Source organism: Fusicatenibacter saccharivorans (assembly GCF_027667425.1).
GTDB classification, from domain to species: Bacteria; Bacillota; Clostridia; order Lachnospirales; family Lachnospiraceae; genus Fusicatenibacter; species Fusicatenibacter saccharivorans.
The window spans coordinates 1-15,208 of the sequence record NZ_JAQEGR010000004.1 but is presented as its reverse complement, the minus strand read 5'-3'; the positions used below and the strand labels follow the sequence as shown (position 1 = coordinate 15,208).

Annotated in this window: 8 protein-coding genes and 4 tRNA genes; 2 read left to right on the top strand and 10 right to left on the bottom strand. The window is 50.8% G+C overall.

What is annotated here, in order from left to right:
- Positions 1-17: 17 nt before the first annotated feature.
- The 5 genes from bglX to PGS38_RS04570 all read right to left on the bottom strand — a co-directional run bounded on the left by bglX (position 18) and on the right by PGS38_RS04570 (position 9,832).
- The gene (gene bglX, locus PGS38_RS04590) at positions 18-2,228 is read right to left on the bottom strand and encodes a beta-glucosidase BglX (protein WP_270475973.1); all 2,211 of its coding nucleotides are present in this window, start codon (positions 2,226-2,228) and stop codon (positions 18-20) included.
- 176 nt (positions 2,229-2,404) lie between these two features.
- Positions 2,405-4,594 carry a DNA topoisomerase III gene (locus tag PGS38_RS04585; protein WP_117804774.1) on the bottom strand — a complete coding sequence of 730 codons (2,190 nt, stop codon included), beginning with the start codon at positions 4,592-4,594 and terminating at the stop codon, positions 2,405-2,407.
- A gap of 16 nt (positions 4,595-4,610) precedes the next feature.
- Positions 4,611-7,877: a 3'-5' exonuclease gene (locus PGS38_RS04580; RefSeq protein WP_243002047.1), complete on the bottom strand. Its 3,267-nt coding sequence runs from the start codon at positions 7,875-7,877 to the stop codon at positions 4,611-4,613.
- A gap of 186 nt (positions 7,878-8,063) precedes the next feature.
- Entirely contained in the window at positions 8,064-8,291 is a 228-nt protein-coding gene (locus PGS38_RS04575) for an HPr family phosphocarrier protein (RefSeq protein ID WP_147326098.1), read from the bottom strand.
- 332 nt (positions 8,292-8,623) lie between these two features.
- Complete coding sequence (locus tag PGS38_RS04570) at positions 8,624-9,832, bottom strand: serine hydrolase domain-containing protein (RefSeq protein ID WP_243002049.1); 1,209 nt, start codon at positions 9,830-9,832, stop codon at positions 8,624-8,626.
- A 221-nt stretch (positions 9,833-10,053) separates the two neighbouring features.
- Here PGS38_RS04570 and PGS38_RS04565 point away from each other — a divergent pair, with 221 nt between their 5' ends.
- Positions 10,054-10,428, top strand: a complete 375-nt coding sequence (locus tag PGS38_RS04565) for a metal-dependent transcriptional regulator (protein ID WP_055221737.1) — start codon at positions 10,054-10,056, stop codon at positions 10,426-10,428.
- A gap of 104 nt (positions 10,429-10,532) precedes the next feature.
- Here PGS38_RS04565 and PGS38_RS04560 read toward each other — a convergent pair whose 3' ends face one another.
- Complete coding sequence (locus tag PGS38_RS04560) at positions 10,533-13,865, bottom strand: alpha-L-rhamnosidase (protein WP_270475972.1); 3,333 nt, start codon at positions 13,863-13,865, stop codon at positions 10,533-10,535.
- Between the two features lie 159 nt (positions 13,866-14,024).
- Here PGS38_RS04560 and PGS38_RS04555 point away from each other — a divergent pair, with 159 nt between their 5' ends.
- The gene (locus tag PGS38_RS04555; RefSeq protein WP_118640321.1) at positions 14,025-14,642 is read left to right on the top strand and encodes a flavodoxin family protein; all 618 of its coding nucleotides are present in this window, start codon (positions 14,025-14,027) and stop codon (positions 14,640-14,642) included.
- 120 nt (positions 14,643-14,762) lie between these two features.
- Here PGS38_RS04555 and PGS38_RS04550 read toward each other — a convergent pair.
- The 4 genes from PGS38_RS04550 to PGS38_RS04535 all read right to left on the bottom strand — a co-directional run bounded on the left by PGS38_RS04550 (position 14,763) and on the right by PGS38_RS04535 (position 15,119).
- Positions 14,763-14,836 (bottom strand) — tRNA-Asp (locus PGS38_RS04550).
- A 34-nt stretch (positions 14,837-14,870) separates the two neighbouring features.
- A tRNA-Ile gene (locus PGS38_RS04545) sits at positions 14,871-14,944 on the bottom strand.
- A gap of 4 nt (positions 14,945-14,948) precedes the next feature.
- A tRNA-Thr gene (locus PGS38_RS04540) sits at positions 14,949-15,021 on the bottom strand.
- 26 nt (positions 15,022-15,047) lie between these two features.
- Positions 15,048-15,119: transfer RNA gene (locus tag PGS38_RS04535), tRNA-Glu, on the bottom strand.
- Between the last annotated feature and the right edge of the window lie 89 nt (positions 15,120-15,208).

The window sequence follows — 15,208 nt, the reverse complement described above, 5'->3', positions numbered from 1 at the left end:
CCTTTTTCCTGTTGCATTTATTTCAGTGTAAATGCAGCACTGTTTTCCGTCGTGCTGCTGTCACCGACAAATACGGTAAACGTTCCAGGCTCGCTTCCAAAGGTTCCGTCGAGACGGTAGCAGCGCAGATCTTCTTCGGTAATATAGAAGGTCACTTCCTGCTCTTTGCCCGGAGCAAGCTCTACTCTTCGGAAGCCTTTCAGCTCTCGCACCGGACGAACCACATCGGAATAATCATCACGGATGTACAGCTGTACAACATCACAGCCAGCCGTATCACCTGTATTTTTCACGGTCACATGCGCTGCAATTCTACCGTTTTTATCCATCTCGTTCTGATCCAGTGTTACCGCGGAAATATCAAACGTGGTATAGGAAAGTCCGTAACCAAACGGATACAGCGGTGCGTTCGGAATATCGAGATATTTGGAGCGGAACCGCTCTTTCATGCCCGGCAGATTCGGTCTTCCGGTGGAATACTCGTTGTAGCTGACCGGCGCCTGGCCCACGCAGTACGGGAAGCTCATCGACAGATGGCCGGATGGATTTTTCTTTCCGGTCAGGACATCCACAACAGCGCTTCCGCCCTCGGTTCCCGGGAACCATACCTCGAGAATGGCTTTTGCTTTTGCACTGATCTCACGCAGATCGAGCGGACGGCCATTGAACAGAACAACAACAACATTCGGGTTAACGGCCAGCACTTTTCGGAACAACTCCATCTGGATCTCCGGCACATCGATCATGGCACGGCTTGTCGCTTCACCGCTCTGCAGATAATGCTCGCCAAGCGGCATGACCACGAGATCTGCCTCTTTTGCAGCCTTAAGTGCGCTCTGCTCCATGACAGCAAGCTCCTCCCCGCTGTATTTTTTCGGCGTTGTCTCGGTAAATCCAATCAGCTCCACATCATTTCCGATCACCGGGCATCCCTCATCATAAGATGTGCGGGACGCATCGAATACCTTTTCCGCTGCTTCCCGGATCGTCACACAGTCTTTGCTGTCACCGGTAAAAGACCAGCTGCTCTTGATTTCATGATTATCGGTATACGGTCCGACAAAGGCAATTTTTTTCGTCGTATCGAGCGGCAGAATGCCGTCGTTTTTCAGCAGAACGAAGGATTCCTCTGCCGCTTTTTTCGCCAGTGCGCGGTGCTCCGGGCAGAGATTGTACTCTTTTTCTTTCTCTGCATCCGCATCTTTATACGGATTTTCAAACAGTCCCAGCTTGTTTTTCAGTTCCAGAATACGCAGGCAACACTCGTCGATCAGGCGTTCTTCTACTTCGCCATCCTCGACCATCCGGCACAGGTTTGCCGCATAAACGGACGTCATCATATCAATATCCACGCCTGCCTCCAGCGCTTTTTTCGCTGCATCGGCGGCATCTTTCGAGCTTCTGTGGGCAACGGTTTCCAGAATGGCTGCAAAGTCAGAAATCAGCACGCCGTCAAATCCCATCTCGCCGCGCAGGATATCGCGCATCAGCCATTTGTTGGTGCTCGCCGGAACGCCGTTGATCGTGTTGAATGATGTCATCACCATCGCTGCGCCCGCATCAATGCCTGCTTTGTATGCCGGAAGATAGAATTCACGGAAGGTATGCTCTGAGAGCTCTACGGTGTTGTAATCTCTTCCTGCGACTGCTCCGCCGTAGCCTGCAAAGTGTTTGATGCAGGAGGCAACTTTTCCCGGTGTTTTTAAATCATCGCCCTGGAAGCCTTTTACGATCGCCTCGGAAAAGCGGCTGTTCAGGTACGGATCTTCGCCTGTGGATTCCACAACGCGGCCCCATCTCGCATCGCGCACAAGGTCAACCATCGGAGAAAAGGTAACGTGAAGTCCGGCCGCGGATGCTTCTTTTGCGGCTGCAGACGCGCACTCGCCGGAGAGCTCCGGATCAAAAGTGGCTCCCTGCGCCAGCGGCGCCGGGAAAATGGTCTTCATGCCGTGAATGACATCCATCATGAACAGCATCGGGATGTGATGCGGCTGTTTTGCCATATAGTCGTCCTGCAGTTTTTTCATCGTATCGGCGCCTGCTGCTCCCAGAATGGAGCCTGCCATCTCCAGATCCTCTTTTCCGATTCCCATATCGTTTGCCGGACCGGTCAGGACGCTGTTTTCATCTCCCAGATAAAATGCTCCGCTTAACTGAAGCATCTGGTCCACTTTCTCTTTCAGCGACATATCCGCCAGCAGCTTTTCCAAATCTGTCTGTTTCATTGAAAAACCTCCTGTTTTTTATTTTCAGAATTTTTGGTTTTCTATCCCATTTGTTTCTATTTTACGGCATAACTCTGCATAAAACAATCTATTTTTTTGACTCTTTTCTCTACGATTTTAACAAAAGAAGCGCGCCTGCCATCGCTTTTTCCGTTCTGGCAGACACGCTCCGTTTTTTATAATTTGATTCCTTTTAATGCCGCGGCAAATGCATTGTTTACCGGCTCTTCGGCCTCTTTTTTCTGTTTCTTCATATAAGCTGCCACATCGCGCTTCGTCACGCCTCCGCCCTCTTTTTTGCGGCGCTCCTGGAATTTTGTCATGCGCTCCTTGTGCCCGCAGGAGCAGACAAACGTCGCATCCTCGCCCTTTCCGATCATCTCCATGCGCTTATGGCAGACCGGGCATCTCGCATTCGTCGTGCGGGAAACCGTCTCGCGGTAGCCGCACTCTCTGTCCTGGCAGACGAGCATCTTTGCATTCTTTCCATTGACTGCCAGCAGCCGTTTTCCGCAGTTCGGGCATTTCTTGTTTGTCAGGTTATCGTGGCGGAATGTTCCCTCTTCCGTTTTGATCTCCTCAATCAGTTCCACCGTGTAGCTCCGGATCTCTTTCATAAAGGCATCGCGCCGCTTCTTTCCCTTTGCGATTTCGTTTAACTGCATCTCCCAGCTTGCCGTCAGCTCCGGCTTTTTGAGATCCGCCGGAACCAGCTTCAGAAGCTGGCGTGCTTTCGAGGTCAGATAGATCTCATTGCCTTTTTTCTCCAGCAGAAAGCTGCGGAACAGCTTCTCGATGATATCCGCACGGGTCGCAACCGTTCCAAGGCCGCCCGCCTCACCGATCGTTTTTACCAGGCTGCTGTCGCGGTTTTCCATGTAGCGGACCGGATTTTCCATCGCGGAGAGCAGCGTGCCTTCCGTGAAGCGTGCCGGAGGTTTTGTCTTTCCTTCGCGGAGACTGATCTTCGGCTGCCCGATCTTCATGCCTGCCTCCAGAAGCGGCAGATTCTGCTCCCGCACCTCTTCTTTCGCCTCATCCTCTTCGTCGTACCGGTTATCCTCGTACGCCTCCTGCCAGCCTTTCTCGACCATGCGCTTTCCGCGCGCAGTAAAGCATTCCTTTTCGATGGAAGCCTGGATCACCGTCTCTTCATATACACACGGCGGCAGCAGTACCGCAAGAAAACGGCGCACCACGAGATCATAAATGCGGCGTTCCTCATTGGAAAGTGCAGAAAGCTGCACATACTGCTCCGTCGGGATAATGGCGTGGTGGTCGGAAACCTTTGCATCATTCACAAAACCTGGCTTTTCCTTCAGCGGACGGCGCTTCGCCTGCTGTGCCAGCGTCTTGTACGGCCCGATACTCACGGCATCGAGGCGCTCTTTTAAAGTCGGTACAATATCCTTTGTCAGATACCGCGAATCCGTCCGCGGATACGTGAGGACCTTGTGCGTCTCATAGAGGCTCTGCATCAGATTCAGGGTCTGTTTTGCCGAATAACCGAACCGTGCACTGGCATCGCGCTGCAGCTCCGTCAGATCGTAGAGCAGCGGCGCCTCTTTCTGTTTTTTCTTCTTTCCTACTTTTTGCAGGACAAGCGGATACCGTTTTGCTTTTTCTGCGATCTGCTTTGCCTTTTCCGGATCAGAAATCCGTGTTCCGCCCGATTTTTCATCCTTCCAGGTGTATACTGCGCCGCCTGCTGCTGCCGTTACGGTGTAGTACGGCTTCGGGACAAATTCTCGGATTTCCTGCTCGCGCTGTGCAATCATGGCGAGCGTCGGTGTCTGCACACGGCCGCAGGAAAGCTGTGCATTGTATTTGCATGTCAGTGCCCGCGTTGCGTTAATGCCGACAAGCCAGTCCGCCTCTGCACGGGAAACAGCAGCCCGGTAGAGATTATCGTACTCTTTCGCATCTTTCAGGCTGGCAAATCCCTCACGGATTGCCTTGTCGGTAACGGACGAAATCCAGAGACGCTTACACGGCTTCTGATTGTGCGCCTTGTCAAGAATCCACCGCGCCACCAGCTCGCCTTCACGGCCGGCATCTGTCGCAATGACCACCTCACCGACATCTTTCCGCGCAAGCTGTGTCGTCACAGCGTGATACTGTTTTCCCGTCTGCGGAATGACCTTGATCTGCAGTTTCTCCGGCATCATCGGCAGAACTGCCATATTCCATTCCTTATACTTTTTATCATAGTCCTCCGGGTCTTTTAAGGTCACGAGGTGGCCGAGCGCCCAGGTCACAATATACTGGTTTCCTTCCAGTGCTCCGTTTTCTTTTTTCGCACATCCGAGCACGCGTGCAATATCGCGTGCCACAGATGGTTTTTCTGCAATTACCAGAGTTTTCATGAAATGTCTGCTCCTTTTATAGCTCTTTATACTGTTTTATAATTTCATCCCGGTCTTTTCCGAGAATAAAGTAATAATCGATCTGTCCGTCCCCGGCGGTATGAAGATACGTTCCAAACGTCCGCACATTGCACAGCAGTGCCGTTCTGGAAGCGGCGGCTGCAATACCATAGCCGCGGTTTGAGACGACAAGCGGCATCCGCGCCTGCTTTCCGCCAAACGAGACGTAGCGCGCCTTCGCGGTCAGATCCAGCCACTCTGTCGAGAGAATGCCCTTGGCTTTCAGCTTTTCGGAACCGCTCCAGTCAAAGAATGTCCATGTCATGCCGCCGTCGATCATGCGCGGCTCGTCTCGTTTCTCGGAAAGAACCAGTTTGTGATCCGGCGTAAAGAACTGCACCGCGCCGTCCTTTTTTTCCACCATGACACGCAGCTTCTCTGTCTCAACAAGAACCGCCGTCTTCGATTCCTTTGCACTCCAGGGGAACGAGGTATCCGCCTTTGGCTTCCAGTACGTGTCCTGGACTTTTGCCGTCACACCTTTTACGAAGCTGATGCGGATGACCTCCGGCGTAATCGGCGTGATGCGCAGAATGCCGTACATGCTCGCCATCTCAACCGCTGCTTTTCCTTTCTTTGCCCATTTCACCGCGCACTTGATCCTCGAATGCCCCTTCATGCGCAGCAGTTCATTTTCCGGAATTGCCCCAAAAGCGTAGGGCGATGTATTCATGTGCTCTGGCTGTTCAGCTTTTTCTGACTGTATTCCTGCAGTCGCCGGTCTGCTGCCCGGTGCTTTGCCGCCTGTCTTTCCACGGTAGGCGGCACCGGCAAAGACAGCAGAAACTCCTTCCGGCGCACGCTGCTGCATCGTCTTTGCGGCAATTTCTTTTCCTGTTTCTGCCGCTGCTTTCCGCATGCCCGTACTGCTTTTTGGCATCACCGCTGTTCCCGTCGTGCTTGTATTTCCAGGCGCCCTTCCCGGTATCTGCTCCGGCTTAATTACAATCCTTTTTGGTCCGTGGCTGTTCCGCTCGTCCATCTCCTGGATGCCGATCGCGCGGTTCTCCTCACGCGTCTCTTTTTGCGTCAGCGAAACCTTCTCATACTCCTTCGCCTTCGTCAGCGTCTCCATGGCAAATTCCTGGTTGTGACGGCCCTTTGGCGCTTTCTTTGCAAGGATTCCTGTGAGTTTTCCCGTATACAGCACTGCCAGTTCATGCAGCGCACGCGTTGCCGCTACATAAAGCAGCTTTACCTGTCCGTCATTCTCCGGATATTTTTCTTCTGTCGGATCAAGAAGCAGCACCGCGTCAAACTCGAGTCCCTTCGTATACGCAACCGGAAGCACCATCACGCCCTCGCCAAATTCTGCCGTCTCGAGATTCTCCTCCACAACCGGCACATATTTTTTCAGCTTCCGCGCCGTCGCAGCCGCTTCTGCCTCATCCCGGCATACAACGGCAATTGTCTCATATCCCTGCTCCTGCCACGCTTTGATCTTCTGCACTCCAGCTGCCAGGAGCGTAGCCTCATCCGCAAACGCTTCCTTTTGCACCGCCGTTCCGTGCCGCAGCACCGGCTCCACCGGATAGATCGCAAAGTCCCCATGCCGCAGAATCTCGTTTGCAAAATCGGAGATCTCCACCGTATTCCGGTAACTCTTCCGCAGAACGCCGAACGCATCGTACGTGCCGGTCAGAATCAGCTTTTTCAGCTCCTCCCAGTCGTTCAGGCCGTAGGAAAAATGGATATTCTGCGACGTATCTCCCATAATGGTATACGTACAGTCACGCAGACAGTAATGAAGCACCTGGTACGCCATCATCCCGAAATCCTGCGCCTCATCGATGACCACATGGCTCGCCTCACGCACCGGATCGTTCTCCTTGATCCGCTTGTAGAGGTACGCCAGCGCCGCCAGATCATAGACATCAAAGGAGTTTTCCGGCATTTCCACTGCTTTTCCTTTTTCCGCCTGCTGTTCCAGAAACTGCGAATAGAGATCAAAAATGGATCCCTTCCATTTTCCATCCCCGAAATATTTCTCATATTTCCGCTTCAGCGCTTTTTTCTCGCGCGCCGGAAACGTCACTTCTTTTCCCGAAACCTCGTTCTCAAATTTTGCCAGCAGGATCTCGTTCAGCATGCACATCTTTCCTTCCATGGAAAGTGTGGACTGCTCCCTGCAATAGTTATCAATATACTCGGCGTCCAGAAGCAATGTTCCCGTTTTTTCCAGCCGCACCGGCTCCCGCGGAATCTGCTCTGCCTCGTACGTACGGCAGAAATTTTCCAGATCGAAAAACCAGCCGCTTCCGCCCTTTATGCTGTTTTTCTCATCCGCGCGGTCGATGGTGTGTACCATGTACTTTTCTTCGTCCCAGTCCTCATACAGAAGCCGGATGAAAAGCTGCTCCATCGTCATCTGACGGATGCCGTACACATCGAGTTCCGGCAGAACGCTGGTAATGTAGTTCAGCAGAATGCGGTTGCTTCCAATGATATAGAAATCCTCCGGCCGGAAGTCCTCCTCGTAATTATAGAGGATGTACGAAATCCGGTGCATCGCCACCGTCGTCTTTCCGGAGCCAGCCACGCCCTGTACGATCAGATTCGTCTTCGGGGATCTGCGGATAATGAGGTTCTGCTCCTGCTGGATCGTCGCAATGATCTCACCGAGCACCGCTTTTTTGTTCTTCGCCAGATACTTTGTCAGCAGCTCATCGTTCGCTACCACATCGGAATCAAAAAAGTCTTTCAGATGGTCATTTTCAATCTCATACGTCCGCTTTCTTTTCAGATCAATCGAAAAAGTACCCTCTGAACTCACCGTATAGCTGCACGGCCCGGTGCTGTTCTCATAATAGACGGAAGAAATCGGCGCCCGCCAGTCCAGCACAACCGGTTCCGCCTTCTCATCGGAAATGCCGACGCGCCCGATGTAATAGGACTCTAAAAACGAAAGCCGCGGATCCTGAAAATCAATCCGCCCGAAATACGGCTTCTTTCTCGCTTTTTCCAGCCGCGCCATGCCGTGCTGGTACGCATTCAGCTTCGCCGTCGCGTTGTTCCAGAGCGCCAGGCCTTCCGCCTCTTTTGCGTCGTACGTCTCCATCAGATCCGCCAGATCCTCATTCGCCGACCGGATATCCGCCTTCGCCTGTTCCAGATTCTGCTCGGCAATCCCGATCACCTTCGCAAGCTGTGCTTCCTCCTCTTCCCTCGTAAGTCCGGGAATCTCTGATTTTCTGATGCTTCTTTCCAGTTTCTCTTCTTCCACTTTGTGCCTCCTTTTTTACGAAAAACTTCTTCTACATCAGCCCGTTCTTTTGATTCTCTTATTTCCATCCCAATAGACTTTATTTTACCATGCACACGTCTCCCCGGCAAGATACTTCACCCGCTTTTTCGTGCATCAAAAAAGACACCATGCATCTTACACACAGTGCCTTTCCGACTTTTTTTCTTACTGAAGGTAATCCTTAAATTTCTTTTTAAATGCTTCGATATCGTTCGTATGGGCTTCCACAACCGCATCCGGGTTTCCGGCGATCATCAGGACACTCATCAGGGATTTCGCATCAAAGACGCATCGTCCTATTTTTACGTCAACGTCGTAATCCAGGCGTTTCACCATATTTACAAATTCTTCTACACTCTCTACTTCATCAAACTTTAACGGTAACGAAATCATATTTTCTGCATCCTTTCTGCTTTTTGGTCTTTTTTTCATGATTTTGAATTCTTTCTTTTATTTCCTTCAAAATCGGTCAAAAGCTTACACGATATTCCTTTTTTGCTGTTTTTTCTGAAAGTAGTAATGAAATCGCCTTCATTTTCGACTGACACTAAAATAGCATACATCTGTCTCACTGCAAATATCCGTTTTAGACAAAATTCGACGTAGTTTTACAGCAATTTGCTCATATGTTCCGTCTGATTCGTTAAGTTGTTTCTTTTCCGGCACTTTTTTCGTCTGATCTGACGGGCCGGAAGGCCTTACTTGAGAATCACTCTCATGAAAAGTTATTCGCTGAAAATAATATTTCGGATCTTCCGGGACAGGGTGTACGTTCCGGCATCTTTTTTCTGGGTCATCATCAGAAATGTCATATTCTGCTCCGGCACGACTTCCATGTAGCATCCAAGCCAGCCGTCCCAGCCGAACTCGCCCTTGCTTCCCAGCGTTACCGCACGCGTCGGATCTACCAGAACACGCATCAGATTTCCGTAGGAAAATCCTTCCAGGCCGATCCAGTTATCAAAGCCTGCCTGCTGTACTGCGCTTAATGTGTGGCCTCCCAGAAATTTTACCGTCGCCGGACGGAGAATCTGTACACCGTTGTAGGTGCCGCCGTTCAGCAGCATCTGCGTAAATTTCGCATAATCGTCGATGGTAGATGCAAGGCCTGCTCCGCCTGCCTCATATGCCGGGCGGTACGCCATATCGTTCTGAATGCCAAGGTTATTGTCCAGATAACGGACGGACGGCTGTCCCTCCCTGCAGTCATACACCTTCGCCAGACGATCCTGCTTTTCTGCCGGAACCCAGAAATCGGTATCGTTCATGCCGAGCGGCTCGAAAATTTCTTTTTTCAGAAAATCCCCAAAGCGCATGCCGCTTGCCACCTCAATCACCGCACCTACGACATCCGCCGACGTTCCATAACTCCAGGACTGGCCCGGCTGATACAGAAGCGGGACTTTTCCAAGACGGTTTGCAAATTCTACTGTACTGATCGTTCCGCCGTTTTCTTCCTTAAGTCCGTGGATCACCTCCTGAAAAAGTGCATCGGTCTGCCGTCCCGTCTCATCCGTTCCGCCGTACGTCAGCCCGGATGTCATATTCATAATATCCTCCAGAAGGATCTCCCGCTCCGCTTTTTCTATCTTCCCATCCGCTGTACATACAACCGGGTTCCGGAAGCCCGGCAGATACTTGCTGACCGGATCCGCCAGATCGACGATTCCGCGCTCTACCAGAATCATCATGGCCGTCGCGGTAATCGGCTTGCTCATGGAGTAGAGACGGAAAATATTATCGCGGGAAACCGGCTTTTTTGCTTCGATATCCGCATATCCGCTCTCCAGATAAACCTGCTCCTCTCCGTCTTTGATCACCATCAGAAGACAGCCCGGTGTCTCTCCTTTTGCAACGGACGCATCCATCACCTGCTGCAGTCTTTTCTTTATCACCTGTTCCATGGTATGTCCTAACCTCCATCTAAATTTCATTGTTTTTTCCTATTTTACCTCTCTTTTTGCCCCCTGTCATCTTTTATCTTGCTTTTCTTCTTCTATCCTCATTGTCTTTTTTTTCTGAAATCTTACAACTTTTCTGAAATTAAGAAAAACCATCAAAAACCATCATTGCCCTATTCCGAAAAATATGCTATTCTATATGTATATATATTTATGAATCTTCAGCTATTTAGAAAAACGAGGTGAACATCTTGCTGAAAACGAACGAATCCGCAGAAAATTATTTGGAAACTATTTTAGTCTTAAGTCAGAAAAAACCCGTTGTACGCGGTGTTGATATTGCAGAAGAACTTGGCTTTAAAAAATCAAGTGTCAGCGTTGCCATGAAAAACTTAAGAGAAAAAGAGCAGATCCGCGTAACGCCGGAAGGCTACATCTACCTGACCGACAGCGGACGCGCGATCGCAGAGATGATCTATGAGCGCCACCAGCTCCTCTCCCGCGGCCTGATGAGCCTTGGTGTTGATGAGCAGACCGCCACGGAAGATGCCTGCCGCATCGAGCATGTCATCAGCCAGGAAAGCTTTGAAGCGATCAAACGTCATCTGCACATGACTGCCGAAAAATAAACATGACAAAGAAAACGCTGCCGGAGTTCTCTTCTCTCCGACAGCGTTTCTCTTTCCGCCCGAAAGTCTCCCATTTCTTTGCCGGAGCCTTTCGGGTTTTCTTTTTACAGCATAAAAGTATACGTTCCGCTTCCCAGTTCCACGGTATCCGCCGGATCCTGCGTGTTTTTAAACAGGGTTGCCGTTGTATTGACCGGAATCGTAACCTGATACTCTATTTTGCCACCTTTCCGCTCCCATCCGGCAGAAATCACGCCGTACGGGCTGTCTACGGAACCTTTCATAAACTCGAGCGGGCCCGGCTGCGGTTTCAGCAGAATGTGCTGATAACCCGGTTTTGTCTCGTCTCTCTGGATACCAAGTCCCGTGTGATACAGCCAGGAAAGAACGCTTCCGAGAGAATAATGATTGAACGAGTTCATCGCATTCTGTCCGCCGAAGCCTTTTTCCTTCGTGTAGGAATCCCAGTGCTCCCAGATCGTCGTCGCTCCCTGGGTCACCGGATACAGCCACGATGGGAATGCCGTCTGCAGCATCATCTTCCAGGCATCCTCCACAGCGCCCTGCTCGGTCAGCATCTGGTTCAGAATACCCGTTCCAAAGAATCCCGTTCCGACCGTATGGCCGATCGCTCTCGTCTTTCGGATCAGATGCTCTCCTATTCTCTTTCTGTCTTCTGCCACACCATAAGACAGTGCAATTGCATACGAGCACTGCGTATCACACAGCGTTCCGTCCGCATTGCAGGTCTTTCCGGAATCCGGAAGTACAAATGTCTCATTCCAGAATTTCTTCACCTTCGCAGCAAGCGCCTCATACTGATGCTGCTCCTCTGTTCTTCCGAGCGCACCGGCAATCCGGCTCATCAGATCGGCTTCTTTATAATAGAATGCATTCCATAAAAGCAGCAGATCCGTCTCTTCCGGTGCCAGCCAGTCGCCAAGCGGTCCGATCGCCGGATTTACCTTCGTTCCCGGCAGACCCTTATCCTTCATATAGTCCATATATTTCTGCATGCCAGGATAAAATTTCTCCAGTGTGCGGATATCCCCATACTGCTCATACAGTTCCCACGCCATAAAAATACTCGCACACTCATACGTAATGCCGCCGAATCCGCCGCCCACCGGTGCAATCTCCGGGTACTGGCCTTCCGGTGTCTGCAGATCACGCATCGCCTGCAGGTTCCGCTCATAGAATTTCTTCAGGCTGCTGTTGTTGAGCGCCGTATGGCAGAAAATATGCGTATCGCCCGCCCAGCCCATGCGCTCATTTCTCTGCGGGCAGTCGGTCGGAATGTTGATAAAGTTGCATTTCTGTGACCAGGAAACATTCTCGGCAAACCGATTCAGCAGTTTATGGCTACTCGTAAGGCTTCCATGGAATTCCGTCACAGAAGAATACTGAAGACTCTCTACTTCTTCCAGCTCCGGCGCATGCTCCACACCGCTGATCTCAATATAGCGGTAGCCGTGGAAGGTAAACTTCGGCTGGAACACCTCTTCCCCGCCGCGGCAGATATAAACATCCGTACTCGTCGCATCCCGGTAATTTTCCAGCATCATCGTGCCTTCTTTTCCGGCATACTCCGGCAGATCCGGATAAAGCACCTCCGCATAGCGGATGATGATCTTTGTGCCCGCCTTCTCATGCAGTGTAATCCGCGGTACACCGGCCATCTCCTGTTCCAGATCGTAGAGATACACACCCGGGAACAGCTCTTTTCTCGTCTTTGCCGTTCTCCGGTCTACAATCCGCACCGGCGCATCGTACTCACCGATATATTCCGGCTTCTGCTCATGAACCGCTGGCCAGGACCGTCCAAAGCCCGGCATCGTGCAGAACTCTTCGATCATGACGGTATCCACAACAACTGGCTTTTCCCAGGTGCTGTCATCAAACTCCGGCAGAGAATAAGTTTCGTAAACCTCTGCCCGGCGCGCATCGTACTGCTCTCCGGCAAAGTAGCTGGAAAACAGGTAAGGACCTTCTCCGAAATACTTCCAATCCTCGGTATTTGTTCCAAAGACCTCGCGGCTGCCGTCCTCGTACTTCATGACAACCTTGGCAAGCAGACTCTCCTTGTCTCCAAAGTAATTGAAGTTCTTCACCACAAAGGTCTGTGCCTCGCTCCACCAGCCCGATGCCAGCGCCACGCCGATTCCGTTTCGGCCCGGTTTCATCAGCCCTGTGATATCGTATGTCTGATAGTTCATTCTGTGGTCATACTGTGTCAGACCCGGACGCAGCAGATCTTCCGTGATCTCCTGTCCGTTGATCCGGCAGTCGTAGATACCGCGCGCAGTAATATAAAGGCGTGCCGATACCAGTTTTTTCTCTTTCTGGCAGGAAATACACGACCGCAGCATTGGAATTGAATGATGGGACGGATCTGCCGTAATCTGGCTGTCTTCTACTTTAAAGTATCCGTTTTCCACCGGAATCTGATCCGCAAAGATACTTTTTTCCCCATCCAGCCGTCCTTCCGGCGTCTCACGAACAATTTCCGCGGATGGTTTTCTTACGTTTCTTACGGTCAGATTCTTAAAATATCCTGTCGTCCCTTTTCCTGCATAAAATCCGATCTCATTCAGTCTCGGATACGGCAGCACATCGTTATTTCCTCTCGGATTCAGCTGGCGGCCTGATACTTTCGTTCCAAAAAATCCATGCTCTTCAATGGCATCCACGAGGATGCCGTCGACATAGGCGTATGCCACATTGCCGTCAACCTCTACGGTCAGCTTATGAAAGGCATTGGCATTCTCTGGTGTCAGGATTTCCTGTGTTTTCTCTTTCCAGTTGACCAGTTTCGTAACGGCAAACGGTTTTTCCGCTGTATCCTCCGGCGCATAGCCCACGCGGTAAATTTCGAGGCGTGCATCTCCCTCCTCAAGGCACACAGCATAACGGATATAGTTCTCCCCTTCCATGCCAAGCTCATTTTTCGTATGATCGTTCAGACGGAAGTCATTGGCTCCAAAGACGATACCCGCTTCTCCCTTCCCGCCTTCCATCCGAAATTCACTCTCGATCGTAAAAACACCGCGGTTTTCCGCGCATACCGTCGCATGCGGTGCGCCGATCCACTCAGCTCCCTCCCATGCTGCATACAAAGAATCCATAAGGCCTGTCTCGAAGGAACTTTCTGCTTCTGCTTTTCCGCCGTGGTTATCCCACACCTCTGCTTTTACCTCATATTTGGTACAGGGCTGCAGTGCTTCTCCTTCATAACCAATCCCTGTTGATACGCCGGTTTCCATTTTTCCGCTGTCCCACACAGTATCTTCTCCGGTGCGCACAACGATCCGGCATGCGCTCTGCATCAGATTCTGTTCTCCTTCTTCTGCCGTCAGCAGCCAGGAAAATGCCGGTTTTTTCTCATCCAGCCCGATCGGTGCCATCTGATCTTCAATCAGAATTCTCTCTATCTTCATTTGGTAACCTCCCATTGCAAGTTTTGCCTTCTTTGCTGATTGTATTATACCGTCCAGCAGCTATTTCTGTTAAGATCAGTTTTTGCCCAAAAAAGCGTCTTTATTTGCATCTTTTCCGGTGTTATAATAAAGGAAATTATGAAAGAGAGGTACCATCAAATGAAAGTATTATTAATCAACGGAAGTCCTCACGCAAAAGGCAGCACTTATACTGCCCTGCACGAAATGGAAAAAGTCTTTACAGAAAATGGTATTGAGGCGGAAATCGTACATATCGGAAATAAAGATATCCGCGGCTGTGTTGCCTGCGGTGCCTGTTCCAAGCTCGGAAAATGTGCTTTTTCCGATATGGTAAATGAGGTTGCTCCGAAATTTGAAGAGGCTGACGGCCTTGTTGTCGGAAGTCCGGTTTATTATGCATCTGCAAATGCAACACTTATTGCTTTTCTTGACCGGCTGTTCTACAGCACACACTTTGACAAGACCATGAAAGTCGGCGCTTCGGTTGTCTCTGCACGCCGCGGCGGTCTTTCCGCTACCTTTGATGAGCTGAACAAATACTTCACCATCTCCGGCATGCCGGTTGCTTCCGGCCAGTATTGGAACAGTATCCATGGAAATAATGCGGACGAGGCACAACAAGATCTCGAAGGCCTGCAGATCATGCGTACCCTTGCACGGAATATGAGTTTTCTGATGAAGAGCATCCAGCTCGGAAAAGAATCCTTGGGTCTTCCGGAAAAGGAACCGCGCGTCGGCACAAACTTTATCCGTTAATTTATCTGTTAAGCAAGATGCCGTATTTCAGACTTTTTTCTATGTCTGGAATACGGCATCTTTTATAGCTGGAAGAAATTTTATACACGAAAAAAGCCTGCTTCCGCAGACTTTTTAAAGCGACCCGGATCGGGATCGAACCGACGACCTCCGCCGTGACAGGGCGGCGCTCTAACCAGCTGAGCCACCGGGCCAGACATATACAGAATATAAAATATAGAACTAAAGTGGACCTTCAGGGACTCGAACCCGGGACCGACCGGTTATGAGCCGGTTGCTCTAACCAACTGAGCTAAAGGTCCAAAGAGCCGATGATCGGACTCGAACCGATAACCTGCTGATTACAAATCAGCTGCTCTGCCAATTGAGCCACATCGGCATACATAACAAATATTTTATATTCAGTGACTCCGACGGGAATCGAACCCGTGTTACCGCCGTGAAAGGGCGATGTCTTAACCGCTTGACCACGGAGCCATATTTACTTTTTGAAAGAACTGACCTGTAAGAGTTTCTTACAGGTCGCATTCACTCCCCGAGTTGGGCTCGAACCAACAACCCTTCGG